Here is a 15063-nt window from a genome sequence, read left to right as displayed (position 1 = left end):
CCCGGGGTGGGCGGTGGGTCCCGCCTCGCCCACCCCGGGCTCTTGGCATTGAAACATTTAACTACCACGATGTGATGATGCGGATACTGATCGCGACGCTGGCGGCCGGCCTGGTGCTGGTACCGGCCTCGCCCGCCCTGGCCGACGACCCGGCCGGCTGGCGTACCCCCGAGTTCCTGTCCGACACCGGCCTGCTGTCGATCGGCGCCGAATACGCCTACGCCGCCGGCTACACCGGTCGCGGCATGCGGATCGGCCTGGTCGACTCCGGGTTCTACGCCGGGCACGAGCGCGAGCACGGCGACCGCTTCCACTCGGTGGTGGCGCGCGGCGGTGCGACCGGTCCGACCCCCGGCTTCTACGACCCCGAATTCAACGACAGCCACGGTACGCACGTGAGCGGCACGGTCGGCGCCAGTCGCGACGGTGCCGACGAGCCCGGCAACATGCACGGGGTCGCCTTCGACAGCGACGTCTTCCTCGGCAACACCCACAAGACCGACGGCGTCTACTACGGCCAGCTGCCGGCCGACGCCACCGAGGCGCAGACACCGGACAACGCGTACCTGGCCAACGTGTACCGGGCGGTCAACGACCGAAACGTCCGGATCGTGAGCAGCAGCTGGGGGAGCGCGCCACCCACCGAGAACTACAACACGTACGCCGGCCTGGTGTCGGCCTGGCGCGACCTGGCCCGGCCGGACGGCGCCCCGGACCCCAACGGCACCAAGACGCACTGGATCAACGGTGCCCTCGACGTCGCCCGCTCGGGCACGATCATCGGCTTCAGCGCGGGCAACGCGGGCGTGGCCAACCCAACGCCCCGAGGCGCCGCGCCGTACTTCCTGCCCGGCCTGGAGGGACGGTGGTTCACCACCTCGGGCGTCAACACCAACGTCGGCCGTACGCTCAACCCGGACGGATCGGTCCTGGTTCCCGGGCAGCAGCGCTACAACCAGTGCGGGGTGGCCAAGTGGTCCTGCGTGACCGCGCCCAGCAACCTGATCACCAGCACGGTCGTCCCCGGCGGGTACGCGCAGTACTCCGGAACGTCGATGGCGGCACCTCACTCGGCCGCCGCGCTGGCGCTGATCATGCAGCGTTTCCCGTACCTGACCAACGAGCAGGCGCTGTACACCATGTACACGACCGGGCGGCAGAACGGCACGATCAACGACGCGGCCGGCGTCGCGGTGCCGAATCCGGCGGCCGGTCGGATCGTCGAGGTGCCCGACTCGCGCAACGGCTGGCACACGCCGAGCCTGCGCGAGGCGATGCACGGCCCCGGCCAGTTGCTGGGCCGGTTCGACGTCGACACCGGCCGCACCGATGACGTGTGGTCGAACGACATCTCCGACGTGGCCATCCAGGCGCGGCTGAAGGAGGACGCCGACGAGGCCGTGGCCTGGGCGGCGACCAAGGTGGCGCGGGGCTGGACCGACGGGTTGCCGGCCGGCGCGTCCAAGGCCGACCGGTCCGACTACGCCATCGGCACTCGGCGCGAGAAGGCCCGCGACAGCCGCGTCTACGCCGGCAGCCTGACCAAACGGGGCGCCGGCACGCTGACCCTGACCGGCGACAACACCTGGCACGGGCCGACCACGGTGCTGGGCGGCGGGCTGGTCGTCAACGGCTCGCACGCCGCCGGGGTCACCGTCCGCGGCGGTTCGCTCGGTGGCGGCGGCACGATCGCCGGCGACGTGACGGTGGCCGGGGGAGAACTGCGGCCGGGCGCGCTCCTGACCGTCGGCGGCGACCTCCGGATCAACGCCGGCGGCAGCGCGACCTTCACCCCGGGCGCGTCGCGGGTGCGAGCTGCCGGGGCGCTCACCCTTCGTGGTGCCCTGCAGCTGGACGTGCGCGGCGATCTTTCCTCGGGCGCCACGCTGACGATCCTGAGTGGCCGCTCGCTGACGGGAACGTTCCAGGGGCAGCCGGAGGGCAGCGTTCTTCGCGCCGGGGGCCACACCTTCCGGGTGTCCTATCGCGACAATCGGGTCACCCTGACCGTGCTCTGAGCGGGGCTCAGGCGGGTGGCCAGTGGCGCAGGGCGGCGTCGGCGACGCGCTGGAGGTCGGCTCCGCAGGCGCCGCCCGCCGCCTGCACGGCGATGCCGTTGGCCACTGTCATGACATAGCGGGCGATCAGGTCGGGGTCGGCGCCGGCGGGCAGGTCGCCCTCGTCCACGGCCCGCTGGAACCGCTCGCGCAGATACTCCTGGCCGCCGGCCCGCCAGGCGGCCAGGGTGTCGTGCGCGACCTGGCCGTGCTCGCCGGCGGCGAGGGCGCCCTGCACGCCCAGGCACCCGGCCGGGTACCCGGGAAGGGTGTTGGCCCGGACCGAGCCGGCGAGGAAGGCGGCGGCGACCGCGTGGGCGGTGGGCGCCCGCAGGGCCTGGACGACGTACGCGCCCGGCCCGTCGGTGTAGGCCCGCAGCGCCTTCCGGAAGAGGTCTTCCTTGTTGCCGTAGGCCGCGTAGAGACTCTTGCGGGAGATGCCCATGGCCTCGGTCAGGTCGGTCAGGCTGGCCCCCTCGTAACCCTGCGCCCAGAAGACCAGCATCGCCTTCTCGAGCGCCGCGTCGGCGTCGAAGGCTCGCGGCCGCCCTGGTCGTGCGTCACTCATCACACCACTCTAGCTCTTGTGCACCGATCGGTGCCGAAGTAGCGTTCGAGTTCTGCACCGATCGGTGCAGAAAAGATGCGAAGGGTGGAACGATGAGCGACTCGGAACTGCGCGACTGGTACCTGCGCTACGGGGCGGCCCTCAACGATCACGAGTTCGACGGCATGGACGAGTTCATCAACGACGAGGTGCTCTTCGACGGCGTCCCCGGCCGGCGCGACGACGTCGTCAACGTGCTCAAAGGCCTCGCCGACGCCGTCCCCGACATCCACTGGGAATTCGGGGAACTGCTGATCGACCGGGACCGCATCGCCGTACGCGCGATCAACACCGGGACCCCGGTCAAGGAATGGCTCGGCGTCCCGCCCTCCGGGGCAACGTTCAAGATCGTCGAGTACGCGATCTACACCGTCGCCGACGGGCGCTTCGTGAAGATGACCAACCTGCACGACTCGTCGGAACTCGTCCGGCAGCTCACGGCCTGAGCCGGGCGACCGCGATCCGGGTGGCCTCGGCCAGCAGCGCGTCGTCGGTGGCCGCCCCGGCGTCGTCGTGCGTCGAGAAGACGGTCAGCACGATCGGGGCACCGGACGGCGGCCAGAGCACGGCGATGTCGTTGCGCGAGCCGTACGCCGCCGTGCCGGTCTTGTCGCCCACCGTCCAGCCGGTCGGCACCCCGGCCCGGATCGTGTTGTTCCCGGTCGTGTTGGCCCGCAGCAGGGCCACCAGCCGGTCCCGATCGCCCGGGCACAGTTCACGGCCCAGCGCGTACGCCCGCAGATCGGACCCGAACGCCCGCGGGGTCGTGGTGTCCCGGCGATCCCCCGGCACGGCCGTGTTCAGGTCCGGTTCGATCCGGTCCACCGACGTCGTGCCGTCACCGGCCGCCCGCAGCTCCCGCTCCAGCCCGTCCGGCCCGCCGAGCTCACGGAACAGCAGGTTCGCGGCGGTGTTGTCGCTGACCGTGATGGCGGCGTCGGCGATGGCGGCCAGCGTCATGCCCTCGTCCACGTGCAGCGACGTGACCGGCGAGTAGTCGACCAGGTCGTCCCGCGTGTAGTGCACGACCCGGGACAGCCCGGCGCCGGTCGTGCGGTCGAGCATCGCGGCCACCGCGAAGGTCTTCAAGGTCGACGCGTACGCGAAACGCCGATCGGCGTGATAGCCCACGGTGTGCCCGGTCCCCGTATCCACCGCGTAGACGCCCAGCCGCGCGTCGTGCGACGACTCCAGCCCGGCGAACGTCGGACCCGGCACCACGCCGAGCGAGAACAGAAGGCCCATCAGAGGTACGAAAGCGGTCATGCCGGCGACTCTGCCCGACCCGGCGTCATGCCGGCCAAGACGAAAGCGGCAGGCACCATGCCGATCTGGCATAGTCCCCGGTCATGGATCTGGTCGCCGCGTGCCGGGCGTTCGTCGCCGTCGCCCGGCACGGCAGCTTCACGGTCGGCGCCGCCGCCATCCGGGTCCCCCAGTCGGTCGCCAGCCGCCGGATCGCCGCGCTCGAGACCCGGCTCGGCGGTGACCTGCTCGACCGCACCAGCCGGGCGCTGACACCGACCCGGTTCGGCGCCGACCTGCTGCCCGCCGCGCGCCGGCTGGTGCAACTGGCCGACGCCCTCGAACACGACGCCGAACGGGCCCGCCGCCGCCCGTTCCGGCTGATCGTGCCGGCCGTGTGCCCGCCCCGGGAGCTCGCGCTGCTCGCCGCCGAAGCCCGCGAACTGGGCATCCACCTCGAGCTGGGCACGGACGGGCCGGGCGCGGTGGCGATCGTGCCGGTCCCGCCCGACGTCGCGACCTGGCGGGTGCCACTCGGCCTGGCCGCGCTGCGCGACCCCGTCACCCACGTCGAGAACCTCAAGGATCGGCAGGGTACGGGCCGGACGATCTGGATCCAGCCCGAGGACGACGTGCCGCACGTACGCGACCGCCTGACCCGCCTCGGGGCGAGCGTCGGCCTGCGCCCGGCCCAGATCGTGGTGGCCGGGTCACTGGTCGCGGCGGCGGCCGAGGCGCTGGCCGGCGACGACCAGCTGCTGTGCTCGGCCGCCCAGGCCAACGACCTCGGACTGCGCTGGGGCAGGATCGGGGACGTGGAACTGGTCCGGGGCTACGACGCGGCGGCCGGGGGCGGGGCCGAGCTGGATCGCGTGCGGCGGCGGCTGCACGGGCCGGTGGGGCGGGCTCTGGGCGTACCCGTGGCCGCATCATGAGCACGGCCACCGTCTTCCGGGAGGCGCGGCAGACCCTCGACGACGCCGGTCTGCGCGGCGGTTTCCTCGTGCGCGACCTCGACTCAGGCGAGGAACTGGGACTGGAACCCGACGCGGTGTTTCCGGCGACCTCGCTGATCAAGGTGCCACTGGCCGTGGCGACGCTGGAGCGGGCCGGACGCGGCGAGCTGGACCTGGCCCGGCCGGTGACAGTGCCGCCGGACCGCGTGGAGGGGCTCGGGCCGCCCGGCCTGATGCGGTTCCGGCACCCGGCCACGGTTGCCGTCGAGGATCTGATCTACCTGAGCGTGGCGCTGAGCGACAGCGTGGCCGCGGACGAACTGTTCGCGCTGACCCCGCCGGCCGCCGTGCAGGCCGAGCTGCGCCGGCTCGGCCTGGACGCGATCGCGGTCCGGCACCGCACCCTCGACCTGATGAACACGCCGGCCCGGCAACTGCCCGACGAGCACCTCGCGTACGAGCTGGCCATCGGCGCGGTGACCGCCGGCCAGGGCCATCCGGTGCCGCAACTCGACGTGAGCCGGGCCAACACCGGTACGGCGCGCGGCTTCGCCGACCTGCTCGAGGCCCTGTGGCGCCCATCCAAGATCACGGCGGGCACGGCCGGGCGGGTCCGCGAGCTGATGTCGCTCAACGTGCTGCGGCACCGGCTGGCCCCCGACTTCGCCTCGGACGCGTCCCGCTGGTCGTCGAAGACCGGCACGCTCCTGACCATGCGGCACGAGATGGGGGTGGTCGAGCATGCCGGCGGTGCGGCGTACGCGGTGGTCGCGCTGACCGAGTCCCGGGTGCCCGCGGCGGTGCAGCCGGCCGCCGAGATCGCGATGGGCCGGGTCGCCCGCATGCTCCGCGACCTGCTGCGGGACTCGGCCGCCGGCTTTTAGGCTCTCCGGCCGCGGCCCGATCTGCTGCGGGACTCAGCCGCCGGCTATCAGCGCCTCTCCGGCGGCGGCCCGACTTGCTGCGGGACTCAGCCGCCGGCTATCAGGCTCTCCGGCCGCGGCCCGATCGGCAGCGGGACTCAGCAGCCGGCTATCAGGCTCTCCGGCAGCGGCCCGACCGGCAGCGGATGCGCGGCCGGCGCCCGCAACCCATCGAGGACGAAGCCCAGATGCCGCCGCCACGCGTCCGGCGCCGCGTCCCGGGTGGCGGTGATGGTCCGGGTCAGCGACCAGATGACGAAGGCCATGTCGGTCAGCGTGAAATCCGGCCGGAGCGCGCCCGCGGCCTGAGCCCGCCCGATCACCTCGATCATCAGCGCCCGCCCGATCTCCGGCCCCCGCCGCGCGGCCACGTCGGTCCACCCGCGATCCTCGGCCATCAGCCGGCCGAGCTGCTCGGCGAAGTGCACGAAGCCGTCCCATGGATCCGGCATCGTCAGCGCGTGCCTCGCGACCTGCCGCACGGTCTCCTCCCGGTCGGCGAACACGGCTGCGGCCAGGTCGTTCCGGGTTGGAAAGCGGTTGTATAGCGTCCCGATGCTCACCCCCGCCCGCCGCGCGATCTCCTCCAGCGGCACGTCCAGCCCACGCTCGGCGAACGCGCCCCGCGCGGCCTCCACCAGCCGTTCCCGGTTGCGCACGGCGTCTCGCCTCATGCCGGTCAGGGTACCGAAGTTGACGCCACCCTCAAGTTGCCTTAAGTTGAGGCCAGTCTCAACTTAAGGGGTTGTGTCATGCCGAAAATCGCCGTGCTGGGCGCCGGGCCAGGCCTGGGCGCGTCCGTCGCGCGCCGTTTCCTTTCCGAGGGGTACGAAGCAGAGCTCGTCTCCCGCCGCGGCTTCACCGTCGACGGCGCCCGCCCCCACACCGCCGACCTGTCCGACCCCGCCACCGTGCACGAGGTGATCACCCGCATCGGCGCCATCGACGTCCTCTACTTCGGACCGGCCATCCCGGTGCCCATCGTCCCGCTGCCCGACGCCACCCCCCACGACGTCATCCTGCCCCTGACGTCGATCCTCAGCCCCGCCGTAGCCGCCGTGCGGGAGGCGCTGACCCAGGGCGTGCGGGCCGTCCTGCTGCCGACCGGCCTGAGCGGCCTGCGGCCCATGCCCATGCTGGGTTCCCTGGCCCCCATGTCGGCCGCCCTGCGCATGTACGCCCTCACCCTGCACGAGTCCCTGCTGCCCCGCGACGTCTACATCGGCACGCTGACGATCGGTGGCCTCATCGCCCGCGGCGACATCCATGCCATGGTCGCCGCCCAGCACGAAGGCCCCGCCCTCCCGACCCTCGACCCCGACACCCTGGCCGACCGGGCCTGGCACATGGTCGCCGCCCGCAGCCCCGCCGAGGAGGTCTTCGCCACTCCCCTCCCCACCACCTAGCCCCGCCAACCGCCAACCGCCCGCCCAACCGCCAACCGCTTCCGCCCACCCAAACCGCGTCGGGAAGGCCGCCCCGTTCTCGATCTCGGCCTCGCCGTCCCCCAGGTTCCAATGAGGCGCGGCCGCGCGCTGTGTCCCCGCGATCGGCCACAGCTCCCCCGGCGGGCCGATCACTGCTCATCCAACGCAGGGAGCCGCGGGCGATCCGAATGCTCTCGCCGCGCACCACCTCCGACCGGGGCGGTCTCCTCGATGATCTGCTCCCAATCCGCCCGCAGGTTTCCGGCATATCGCAGATGCCACCGCCTCGTTGTCTAGGCTTACGGTGTTGCCGGCGCAAGGAGCTCGGTCATGAGCATGGAGCTGCTGCTGGTCCGGCTTACACCGGCTCAGCAGGAGGCGATCGCTGCGGATCCAGAGCTGCTGGATCTGGTCTTTCCCGAGGACGAGCAGGCCTCGCTCCCGGGTGTCCTCGCGTCCCTGCATATCGACGCCGACACGCTGGAGGAGAACTACCTGGAGATCTCGGCGATCCTGGACGAGTCGGTCGAGGAATACGAGTGGATGCGCAAGGCCGCGAACGGCACCGGCACGACCATCAGGTTCGACTTCGGGTATGGGGACGCGTTCGTGCTCTCGCCGGAACAGGTTGCCGAGATCGCCGCCGGGCTCGACGCGGAGGAGTGGCTGCGGCCAGACTCCGACGAGGCGGGGTCCGTGCTGGCGGTCGCGGCCTTCTACCGGGATGCCGCCGCGCTCGGCCGCGGAGTCATCGGCGGCGTCGGCTGATGTCGCCGAGCCGGGCGAACCGGGTCCGGCCCTGGGTTGTGGCGGCCGAGCGATACGCGGTGCCGTCTCTGCCCGGTGACTGGCTCGTCTTCGACAAGCATCTGATCATGCGCCCGATCGGGCCGATCGCCCGGGGGATCGATGCCTCCTACCGGCATCTGACACCGATCCTGCATCCGCTCTACATGCCGCTGGACTACGTCGACACCGACCTGATGCTGGTCGCCGGGCACATCGCCCCTGGGTATTTTCCCCACTTCAAAACCATGGAGGACGGTGCGGTCTACATGAATCAGCTGGTGGAAGTGGCCACCAGCGACCTCATTCCGTACCTCGAGAAGAACGGCAGCGTGGAGGGCTACCTCGCCTTGTGCCTGCGCCAAAACGAGAGCCACCCGTACGGCGGGGATCCGCACGTTCTCTACCGCCAGGCGGCGACCTGCGTGGTGCTCGGGCGCTACGCCGAAGCGACGGAGACGCTCGACGCGATGCTCCGGATCGCCGCCGTCCACACCGACCTGGACCCGGACCCGACGCAGTGGTTCCTCGATCTCGTGGCGCAGGCCCGAGGCCTCCACGAGCGGATTGCCGCCGACCCGGCCGGGACCAGGCAGACGCTGCTGACCGGCACCGAGGAGCAGCGGCGACGGCAACGACTGCCGGTCACCGACGACTGATCACGGGCCCGGCTTCGCGCCGCCAGCGCCGCCGGCCTGGTGCACGCCCCACACGCCGGCACCACCACCAGCACGGCTCCCCTCCCGCTCATCGGGCGTATGCGGCGGCCTGTCTCCAAGCCTTGCCGGGCCTGGCCGCTTCAGGCCGAGCCGGATGCGAACCCGCCGTTCGGCGTCGGCGACCAGGCCCTCGGCCACCACGAAGCGACGAGCCCCGAAGAGCCCTCGAACCTCATTGCGGCCAAATGAGTGCAGGACCGCGCTTCACTCGTAGGTGCCGGGCGGACGCTGATACGCGCCTGGGATCTCACTGCTGCTGCCATCCGAACCGTAGCAATGGCATAGGACAGTGACGTTCAACTGGTGTCCACGGCAGCAGACATCGTGAGCGTGAGAATCGCCTGGAATGCCGAGCCGGACGGTGCGCCGCATGCTCCTTGGTCCGTCCTTAACATCCCGTTCTGCCATGAATCTGCGCACTTCCGAGCGCGCATCTGAATCTTGTCAGCTATCCGGCTGACGGATTGCGGCGCCCGGATCGGTGCTCTGCTCGAGGGCCGTCCACCACTCCTCCAGCTCGTCGACTCGGCTCTGAAGTGCGGCGTTCGCCGCCCGGGCGGTCGCCAGTTCCTCGGTCAGCGCACCGATGGGCCCGGAGGCGGTCAGGGCGTCGAGCCAGCCCATGACCAGCCGATCCTCGGCGGCGACCCGGCGGAGAGCGGAGGCGACCACCTCCGGTGACAACGTAGCCACGAACTCTCTCGGGAGCGTAAGCAGGCGCGCGACCTCGCTGAGGCTTCGCGCGGCGGTCATCTGGCGCCGGAGGCGCTCAGCGGACGGCACCGCCGGTTCGGCCGGTGCCGCGGCCTGTCTGGCGGACCCAGGAGCGGGCTTCGACGCAGGCGCGGGGGTAGCCCGCTCCGGTTCCGGCTCGGACTCGGCGTCCGACGGAAGATCGGGAAGGTCGTCGCCTACCCAGGCGTAGGCCAGGGTGTCACCCTTCTGCCGTCGGACGACATTTGGCCACTTGGGCAGAACCGCCAGCGCGCGGGGCCCGTGCCGGGCCCACGTCTCGTTCCGGAGCCCGAGCTCAATCAGATGCTCCCGAATCTCTCGAACCTTCAGCGGGACCGACGAGTCGGCCAGCAGGTGGAGAACCACCGCGAGGGGCTCTTGGGCGAAGGCGGCATGGAACAGCCGAGTGTCGGATAGGGCCAGGAAACGTAGCGAACCCCGCGTCGCGACGTGAACGTCGGCGGCTCGTCGCACGCGCTCTTCCTCACCGGTGTCATCCCACTTGACCTGATAGATCGTGCCATCATCGGTGAGGATCGATCCGGTCCGGGCACGGCGTACGCCGAACGCATCGGACACCCGGACAAGACCCTGGTCTGCGCTCACGAATGCGACTGTAATCGTTGTCGTCGCGGCCGCGACGCCGGCCGAAGTCAGCCCGTCCTCGCCAAACGCATCGACCGTCCGTGCGCCCGGCCCCGGCCGCCGACATCGGGTTGATCGCATAGCCGGTAGCCGGTAGCAGCGCCTGCACCCAGGCACCGCGGTCGGTTTGGATACCGAGCGTGGTAGACCTGGGTCTGCTGGTTGAATTCAGACGTTCGAGCTCGCCGCCGAGGTGCTGACCACGTACATCTACCGCGTTCGCGCGGCCGCGAAGCCCTTCCACTCTGGCACCGTGATGATGCTGCGAGCAAGATCGCCGACCTCCCGCACGCGGCGCACGCGAACGTCAGAATCGGCGTTGTGTCTAGCGCCGATGATTACGCCTGGTTCGAGAACGCCGAGCTGGGTCTGGCGGTTGCGTCTTGTCTGACCTTCGTCAGAGACGCTTCGGCGGCTGAGGTGGTCCGTCGGCTGGGCGGAGCTGAGGTTGCCCGGTCGGAGGGGCTGGACCGGTTCGAGCGGTACTCGGACGCGGTCACGGTGCCGCCGGAAGCCTACGGCGAGAGCTTCGACCACGGTGCAAGCACGGGCCGGGAGTTCGCCGCCGTCTGTGACCTGCCCGGTGGCGCCTTCATGCTGGAGGCTTACGGCGCGCTGGGCAGCAGAGATGACGTCCTCGGACGGTTGTCATCGGGAACGTCGGTCGCCGCGGTGTTCAGCACCGAGCACACCGATCCGCGGTTCGCCTGGGCTGAGAACGGAGTTGTCCGGGTTGCGTTCGACCCGTTCCAGGCGGGGTGGCGCGAGGGCAGCACACCTGACGCGCTTCTCCCACAGATGCAAGAGCTGGGCTTCAACCTGATCGACGAGGACATCGATCCGGACGACCCGTCCCCGGTTGCACGTCGTCGGACCGGACGAGGAGGGCTCAGGTGATCGAGTCGGTTCTGGAGTTCGACGAAATGAAAGGCTCGGCCCGCTACAACCGCTACCGGGGCCGAGCCGCAAACGGAGGCGATCACATCTGCTCCACGTACCCCATGCCATCGATCTTCATGAGTTGAGATCGATGAGTGAATATCGATGGCATGGGGCTGCGCGTGTTTCAGCGGATTGTCGCGGCGTTACGTTCTCGCATCACCGCGGCGAGTTGGCTCCGGGCGACACGGGGGAAGGCGAAGTGGTGTCGCCGGGCCGTCCGCGTGGATCAGTAGTAGGCGATGCCGCTGAAGTCGCGGTCGCGATTTTCATTGGTGTAGTCCTCCGGGGCGAACCAGATGTAGAAGTCCTGCCGCCCGGCACTGTTGGCGATGATGTGCGCGCCCGTCTCGCCTCTGCGCCAGCAGACCTCATTACCGATCTGGGCGCCGGTGCTGGAATTCACGAACCAGATGCAGAGGCCGTCGGCGATGTTGTTCTGCAGGTTGACCTTGATGGCGCTCGTGTCGGTCTTGTGCCGGACGGCGCCGTGCCGCGCCGTGCCATTGGCGTTCGTGGTGCCCGAGATGCTGTTGTTGCCGGCGGCGAGTGCCGCCTCCGGCACCACGAACACGGCCGCCGCCATGGCTGCCGTGATGGCCGCAGCCGCTCCCAAGATGCGCTTCATAGCTTTCCAATCTGTGACGTGGACATCCCTCACCCTGATCGATGTCTTCGATCTTCCGGGGACGCTGTTCCAGGATTGGCGGTCGCCGCCGCGGGGCCAACGCCCATCTGTCCCCGTCCTGGTCAGATGTGTCTTCAGGGGACAGCTAGGTTTGAGCTCCCCCCGGTTTGGTGGAGCTTCTCAAGCTGGAGCGTTGCTTTTCCTGCGATACGACTCTCATCGGCAGATACGGACGCTCGGAGGTGCCGGACCGCGGTTCGCGCGTGGCCTGCTGTCTGGAAGGCCTGGGGCCGGTAAAGCCATTGAGCACGGACACGTGCCAGCCGAACGGATCTGCCACGGGTCCCGGGTCCGGACACCCCCCGCCCACCTCTTCCACCGGTCACAACGAGTCGCCCGGTTCCGTCGCGCCGTGGGGACAATCGGCGAGGTCGGGACGGTAACCGGGTCGACTATGGCCTCGGGCGCCTGGTGCGCCTGTTGTCGGGACCAGGTGATTGTCATATGCAGGCTGCGACAGCCGATGGTCAGCGGGGCGCGACGGTCACCGTGATCGTGTCCCCGCGGCTCGGATCGATGCCGGCGGCGGCGCTGACCATTCGCTCTACCTGAGCGAGATCGATGGTGGCCGAGGCGCCAGGGAAGATCCGGACTACCACGTCGAGCCGCATCATCAGTCCCGGCTCTGAGCTGCGGACCTCATCGACCTGGTTGATCGCGTTGTTCCGGGTCATCCCGTCACCCGGTGCCGCCTCCGCATGGCTGCTCCCGAGAGCAGCGACGGCCGGGTCCGGAATCGAACTCGACGCGGACGGGCGGAGCTCCGCGGTCGTGACCACGGTGCTGTTGCCCGGACCGAGAACGCTGTCCAGCATCTTCTGCAGCGACCGATCAAGCTTTCCCTGAACCGCCTGCGCCGCTGGATCGACCACGCGCGAGGGCACACGCGTCCCGCCCGACCCGGCGGTCGAAGGCCGCGACGCGCTGGGCCGCGCTGACCGTACGCCGAAGAGGACTCCGACACCGAGAAGCGTGACGACCAGGACGGCGATCAGCGAGAAGGTGCGCGCCCGGCCACCGAGGTTCGCCATGTCGGACCCTGCCATTCGTGTTCTGACAATGCCGTACTGACCCATCGGCACGTGATGCGCCAACTTGACTTTCTCGGGCATCTCATCAGCACACGCTCACAACCATCGGGGCTCAAGTCCGAACGCACGGAAAGCGAATGGGAGCGCCTGACGCACCGGAGCTCGATTGTCAAACCGTCGAAGTGGATCTCGCCTTCGTCACCGAAAAGTACACGCCGCTCCCCGACATCGAGGGCGCTCGCCCGGCGATGCCGCAACACCACGTCGAGACTGTTGAAGAAATGCCGGTCTCGCAACACCAGATCATCGGCGGAGGCAGCGCCAGACAAGATCTTCTTGGACAGCGGTGGACGGTCGTAAGGCAGACCGGGCTCTTCGCCGATCAGCGACAGCCTGCCCGAGAAGCCCTCCAACCGGAGAGCTTCGACAGCGCTCACCCACGCAGCCCACCCAGTACGGATCCGGCCGGCTGGGCCGGGCGGCCACAATGTCCCGCCGGCCACGGGGCTCGTCTGCTTTCCTGGAAACGTGACCTACGCCTGGCTCGACGCTCCCGCGACCGCAGTCGCCGACACCGCACGCCAGCTCCTCGGCTGGCTGGCGGTCGCCAACGGCGTCACCATCCGGATCACCGAGACCGAGGCATACGCAGGACTGGGCGGCGACCCCGCCAGCCACGCCCATCGAGGCCGAACATCACGTAACGCGGCCATGTTCGGGCCGGCCGGCCACCTCTATCTCTACCGCATATACGGAATGCACACCTGCGCCAATGTGACATGCGGATCGGCCGGGCAACCCGCGGCCGTCCTCCTACGCGCGGGGCACGTCGTGCACGGTGTCGACCTCGCCCGCTCCCGACGGCCCGCCGCGAAGCGCGACGCCGATCTCGCCTCAGGACCGGCCCGCCTCGTCGAGGCACTCGACCTGCCACTCACCGCCTACGGCACCTCGGTGGTTGACGGCACCGGCCCACTGACCCTGCATCCCCCGACCGAGCCCGTCCCGGACGAACGCGTCCTGGCTGGCCCTCGAGTCGGCGTAACCGCCGCACACGATCTAGCCTGGCGATTCTCGATCGCCGGCGACCCGACCGTCAGCGTCTACCGTCGCCACGTCCCGCGTAGCGGTGCCAAAGATCCTGAAAGTATGCCTTGACCCATTTTGCAAGGTAGACGTACGAGATCCCGGCCGGCCCGAACATCACCCGATTGCGCCCGGTCACGCCCCGATGCGCGTGCGACGCCGGCTGGTGTGGGGTTTGAAAGGGTGACCACTTAAGCACGTAGCCCGAAGGGCCCTCGGCGTGAGCGACGGTCAGCACCACCCACCGAGCTACGACATCAGGACCTTGATCTTGGTGTTGCAGCTCCGGGATCACCGGGTTTCGCGGCGGCCCGGCGGGTTCGGGCCGGCGGCCAGTTCACTGACGGCGGACGGCCCGGCGGACCGGTCGACGTCGAGCGCGGTCCGCAAGTATGCCGTGGTCAGCCGCTGGAACCGAGCAGTGTGGACACGGTCCGCGCGCCCCCACGAATGGCCGGCCACCGCGACGCGCGACGGGTCGGCCGGCACCGGCAGCCGGTCGAGCCGCGACACCACTTCGGAGATCTGGGCGATGCGGGTACGCCAGACGTGCGGCGCCAGCGGGTCGGCGGCACCGAGCCGCCGCGAGTCCGGATGTGTGGGCTCGGCGGCGGCCCAGTGGTCGGTGAGCGGGCGTACTCGTCCATCGACCAGGCGAAGCCGTGCGAGAAGACGATTACCTGCCCCGATCATCCGGACCCACCACGCCGAGACGCCGCCCCGGATCGAGTACGAGATCAGTTCGTTCGGCGCCAGCCTGGGGCCGCTCTTCGACCAGCTGTCGGACTGGGGCAGAAGGGCACATGCCCGACATCGAGAAGGCGCGGGCGGTCAGTTCATCTGGGTGATCTGGATCAGGTTGCCGCAGGTGTCGTCGAAGACGGCCGTGGTGACCGGGCCCATCTCGGTCGGCTCCTGGGTGAATCGCACGCCCAGGCCGCGCAGCCGTTCGTATTCGGCCCGCACGTCGTCGACGGCGAAGAACGTGTAGGGAATCCCGTCGCCGGCCAGCGCCTCCTTCCACGGCTTGGCCGCCGGGTGGGCATCCGGCTCGAGCACCAGCTCGACGCCGTCCGGGTTCTCGGGCGACACGACGGTCAGCCATTTGTGCTCGCCCAGCGGGATCTCGGTCTTCTTCACGAAGCCGAGCGTCTCGGTGTAGAACTTGAGCGCCGCGTCCTGATCGGACACGAGAATGCTGGTCACGGTGATGCGCATG

At 70.0% G+C, this 15063-nt stretch carries 18 protein-coding genes and 1 pseudogene; 10 read left to right on the top strand and 9 right to left on the bottom strand.

Going from position 1 to position 15063, the window contains the following annotated elements; all coding sequences use genetic code 11:
- Positions 1-77 precede the first annotated feature (77 nt).
- Positions 78-2018 (top strand): S8 family serine peptidase, encoded by a 1941-nt coding sequence (locus ACGFIO_RS34170; RefSeq protein ID WP_392832832.1) that lies wholly within the window; start codon positions 78-80, stop codon positions 2016-2018.
- A gap of 7 nt (positions 2019-2025) precedes the next feature.
- On the opposite strand, the gene ACGFIO_RS34165 is transcribed toward ACGFIO_RS34170, so the two are convergent.
- Positions 2026-2625 (bottom strand): TetR/AcrR family transcriptional regulator, encoded by a 600-nt coding sequence (locus ACGFIO_RS34165; protein ID WP_392832831.1) that lies wholly within the window; start codon positions 2623-2625, stop codon positions 2026-2028.
- Between the two features lie 92 nt (positions 2626-2717).
- On the opposite strand from ACGFIO_RS34165, the gene ACGFIO_RS34160 reads away from it, so the two are divergent.
- Positions 2718-3110 (top strand): ester cyclase, encoded by a 393-nt coding sequence (locus ACGFIO_RS34160; RefSeq protein WP_392832828.1) that lies wholly within the window; start codon positions 2718-2720, stop codon positions 3108-3110.
- Here ACGFIO_RS34160 and bla read toward each other — a convergent pair.
- Complete coding sequence (bla, locus tag ACGFIO_RS34155) at positions 3100-3909, bottom strand: class A beta-lactamase (protein WP_392832887.1); 810 nt, start codon at positions 3907-3909, stop codon at positions 3100-3102. The genes ACGFIO_RS34160 and bla overlap by 11 nt on opposite strands.
- Before the next feature lie 104 nt (positions 3910-4013).
- On the opposite strand from bla, the gene ACGFIO_RS34150 reads away from it, so the two are divergent.
- Entirely contained in the window at positions 4014-4844 is an 831-nt protein-coding gene (locus tag ACGFIO_RS34150) for a LysR family transcriptional regulator (protein ID WP_392832825.1), read from the top strand.
- On the top strand, positions 4841-5749 hold the full coding sequence (locus ACGFIO_RS34145) for a serine hydrolase (RefSeq protein WP_392832823.1): 909 nt from the start codon (positions 4841-4843) through the stop codon (positions 5747-5749). The genes ACGFIO_RS34150 and ACGFIO_RS34145 overlap by 4 nt, the downstream gene beginning before the upstream one ends.
- 137 nt (positions 5750-5886) lie before the next feature.
- Here ACGFIO_RS34145 and ACGFIO_RS34140 read toward each other — a convergent pair whose 3' ends face one another.
- Complete coding sequence (locus ACGFIO_RS34140; RefSeq protein WP_392832821.1) at positions 5887-6462, bottom strand: TetR/AcrR family transcriptional regulator; 576 nt, start codon at positions 6460-6462, stop codon at positions 5887-5889.
- A gap of 78 nt (positions 6463-6540) precedes the next feature.
- Between ACGFIO_RS34140 and ACGFIO_RS34135 the strand changes: the two genes are divergently transcribed.
- From ACGFIO_RS34135 to ACGFIO_RS34125, 3 genes are all read left to right on the top strand, one after another.
- Positions 6541-7194: a short-chain dehydrogenase gene (locus tag ACGFIO_RS34135; protein ID WP_392832819.1), complete on the top strand. Its 654-nt coding sequence runs from the start codon at positions 6541-6543 to the stop codon at positions 7192-7194.
- 351 nt (positions 7195-7545) lie between these two features.
- The gene (locus ACGFIO_RS34130; protein ID WP_392832816.1) at positions 7546-7983 is read left to right on the top strand and encodes a hypothetical protein; all 438 of its coding nucleotides are present in this window, start codon (positions 7546-7548) and stop codon (positions 7981-7983) included.
- 59 nt (positions 7984-8042) lie between these two features.
- Entirely contained in the window at positions 8043-8660 is a 618-nt protein-coding gene (locus ACGFIO_RS34125) for a hypothetical protein (RefSeq protein ID WP_392832814.1), read from the top strand.
- A 504-nt stretch (positions 8661-9164) separates the two neighbouring features.
- Here the strand turns inward: ACGFIO_RS34125 and ACGFIO_RS34120 are convergent.
- Entirely contained in the window at positions 9165-10181 is a 1017-nt protein-coding gene (locus ACGFIO_RS34120; protein ID WP_392832812.1) for a hypothetical protein, read from the bottom strand.
- A 240-nt stretch (positions 10182-10421) separates the two neighbouring features.
- Here ACGFIO_RS34120 and ACGFIO_RS34115 point away from each other — a divergent pair, with 240 nt between their 5' ends.
- Positions 10422-10997 carry a DUF6461 domain-containing protein gene (locus ACGFIO_RS34115; protein ID WP_392832809.1) on the top strand — a complete coding sequence of 192 codons (576 nt, stop codon included), beginning with the start codon at positions 10422-10424 and terminating at the stop codon, positions 10995-10997.
- A 271-nt stretch (positions 10998-11268) separates the two neighbouring features.
- On the opposite strand, the gene ACGFIO_RS34110 is transcribed toward ACGFIO_RS34115, so the two are convergent.
- A complete protein-coding gene (locus ACGFIO_RS34110) occupies positions 11269-11667 on the bottom strand; it encodes a hypothetical protein (protein ID WP_392832808.1) in 399 nt (132 codons plus the stop codon).
- A gap of 527 nt (positions 11668-12194) precedes the next feature.
- The gene (locus tag ACGFIO_RS34105; RefSeq protein ID WP_392832806.1) at positions 12195-12839 is read right to left on the bottom strand and encodes a flagellar M-ring protein FliF C-terminal domain-containing protein; all 645 of its coding nucleotides are present in this window, start codon (positions 12837-12839) and stop codon (positions 12195-12197) included.
- Between the two features lie 447 nt (positions 12840-13286).
- On the opposite strand from ACGFIO_RS34105, the gene ACGFIO_RS34100 reads away from it, so the two are divergent.
- Positions 13287-13916, top strand: coding sequence for a DNA-3-methyladenine glycosylase (locus tag ACGFIO_RS34100; protein ID WP_392832804.1), 630 nt, complete (start codon positions 13287-13289; stop codon positions 13914-13916).
- Here the strand turns inward: ACGFIO_RS34100 and ACGFIO_RS34095 are convergent.
- The gene (locus ACGFIO_RS34095) at positions 13855-14043 is read right to left on the bottom strand and encodes a DNA-3-methyladenine glycosylase (RefSeq protein WP_392832885.1); all 189 of its coding nucleotides are present in this window, start codon (positions 14041-14043) and stop codon (positions 13855-13857) included. The genes ACGFIO_RS34100 and ACGFIO_RS34095 overlap by 62 nt on opposite strands.
- Before the next feature lie 92 nt (positions 14044-14135).
- Positions 14136-14537: a hypothetical protein gene (locus tag ACGFIO_RS34090; protein ID WP_392832889.1), complete on the bottom strand. Its 402-nt coding sequence runs from the start codon at positions 14535-14537 to the stop codon at positions 14136-14138.
- Here ACGFIO_RS34090 and ACGFIO_RS34085 point away from each other — a divergent pair.
- Positions 14533-14595 (top strand): annotated as a pseudogene (locus tag ACGFIO_RS34085) (transcriptional regulator); the annotation flags it as partial. The gene ACGFIO_RS34090 and the pseudogene ACGFIO_RS34085 sit on opposite strands and share 5 nt — an antisense overlap.
- A gap of 80 nt (positions 14596-14675) precedes the next feature.
- Here the strand turns inward: ACGFIO_RS34085 and ACGFIO_RS34080 are convergent.
- Entirely contained in the window at positions 14676-15062 is a 387-nt protein-coding gene (locus ACGFIO_RS34080; protein WP_392832802.1) for a VOC family protein, read from the bottom strand.
- Position 15063: the final 1 nt, after the last annotated feature.

Origin of the sequence: Actinoplanes sp. NPDC049265, from assembly GCF_043197135.1 — a bacterium.
Lineage (GTDB): Bacteria > Actinomycetota > Actinomycetes > Mycobacteriales > Micromonosporaceae > Actinoplanes.
This window is presented reverse-complemented; position numbering and strand designations above follow the sequence as displayed.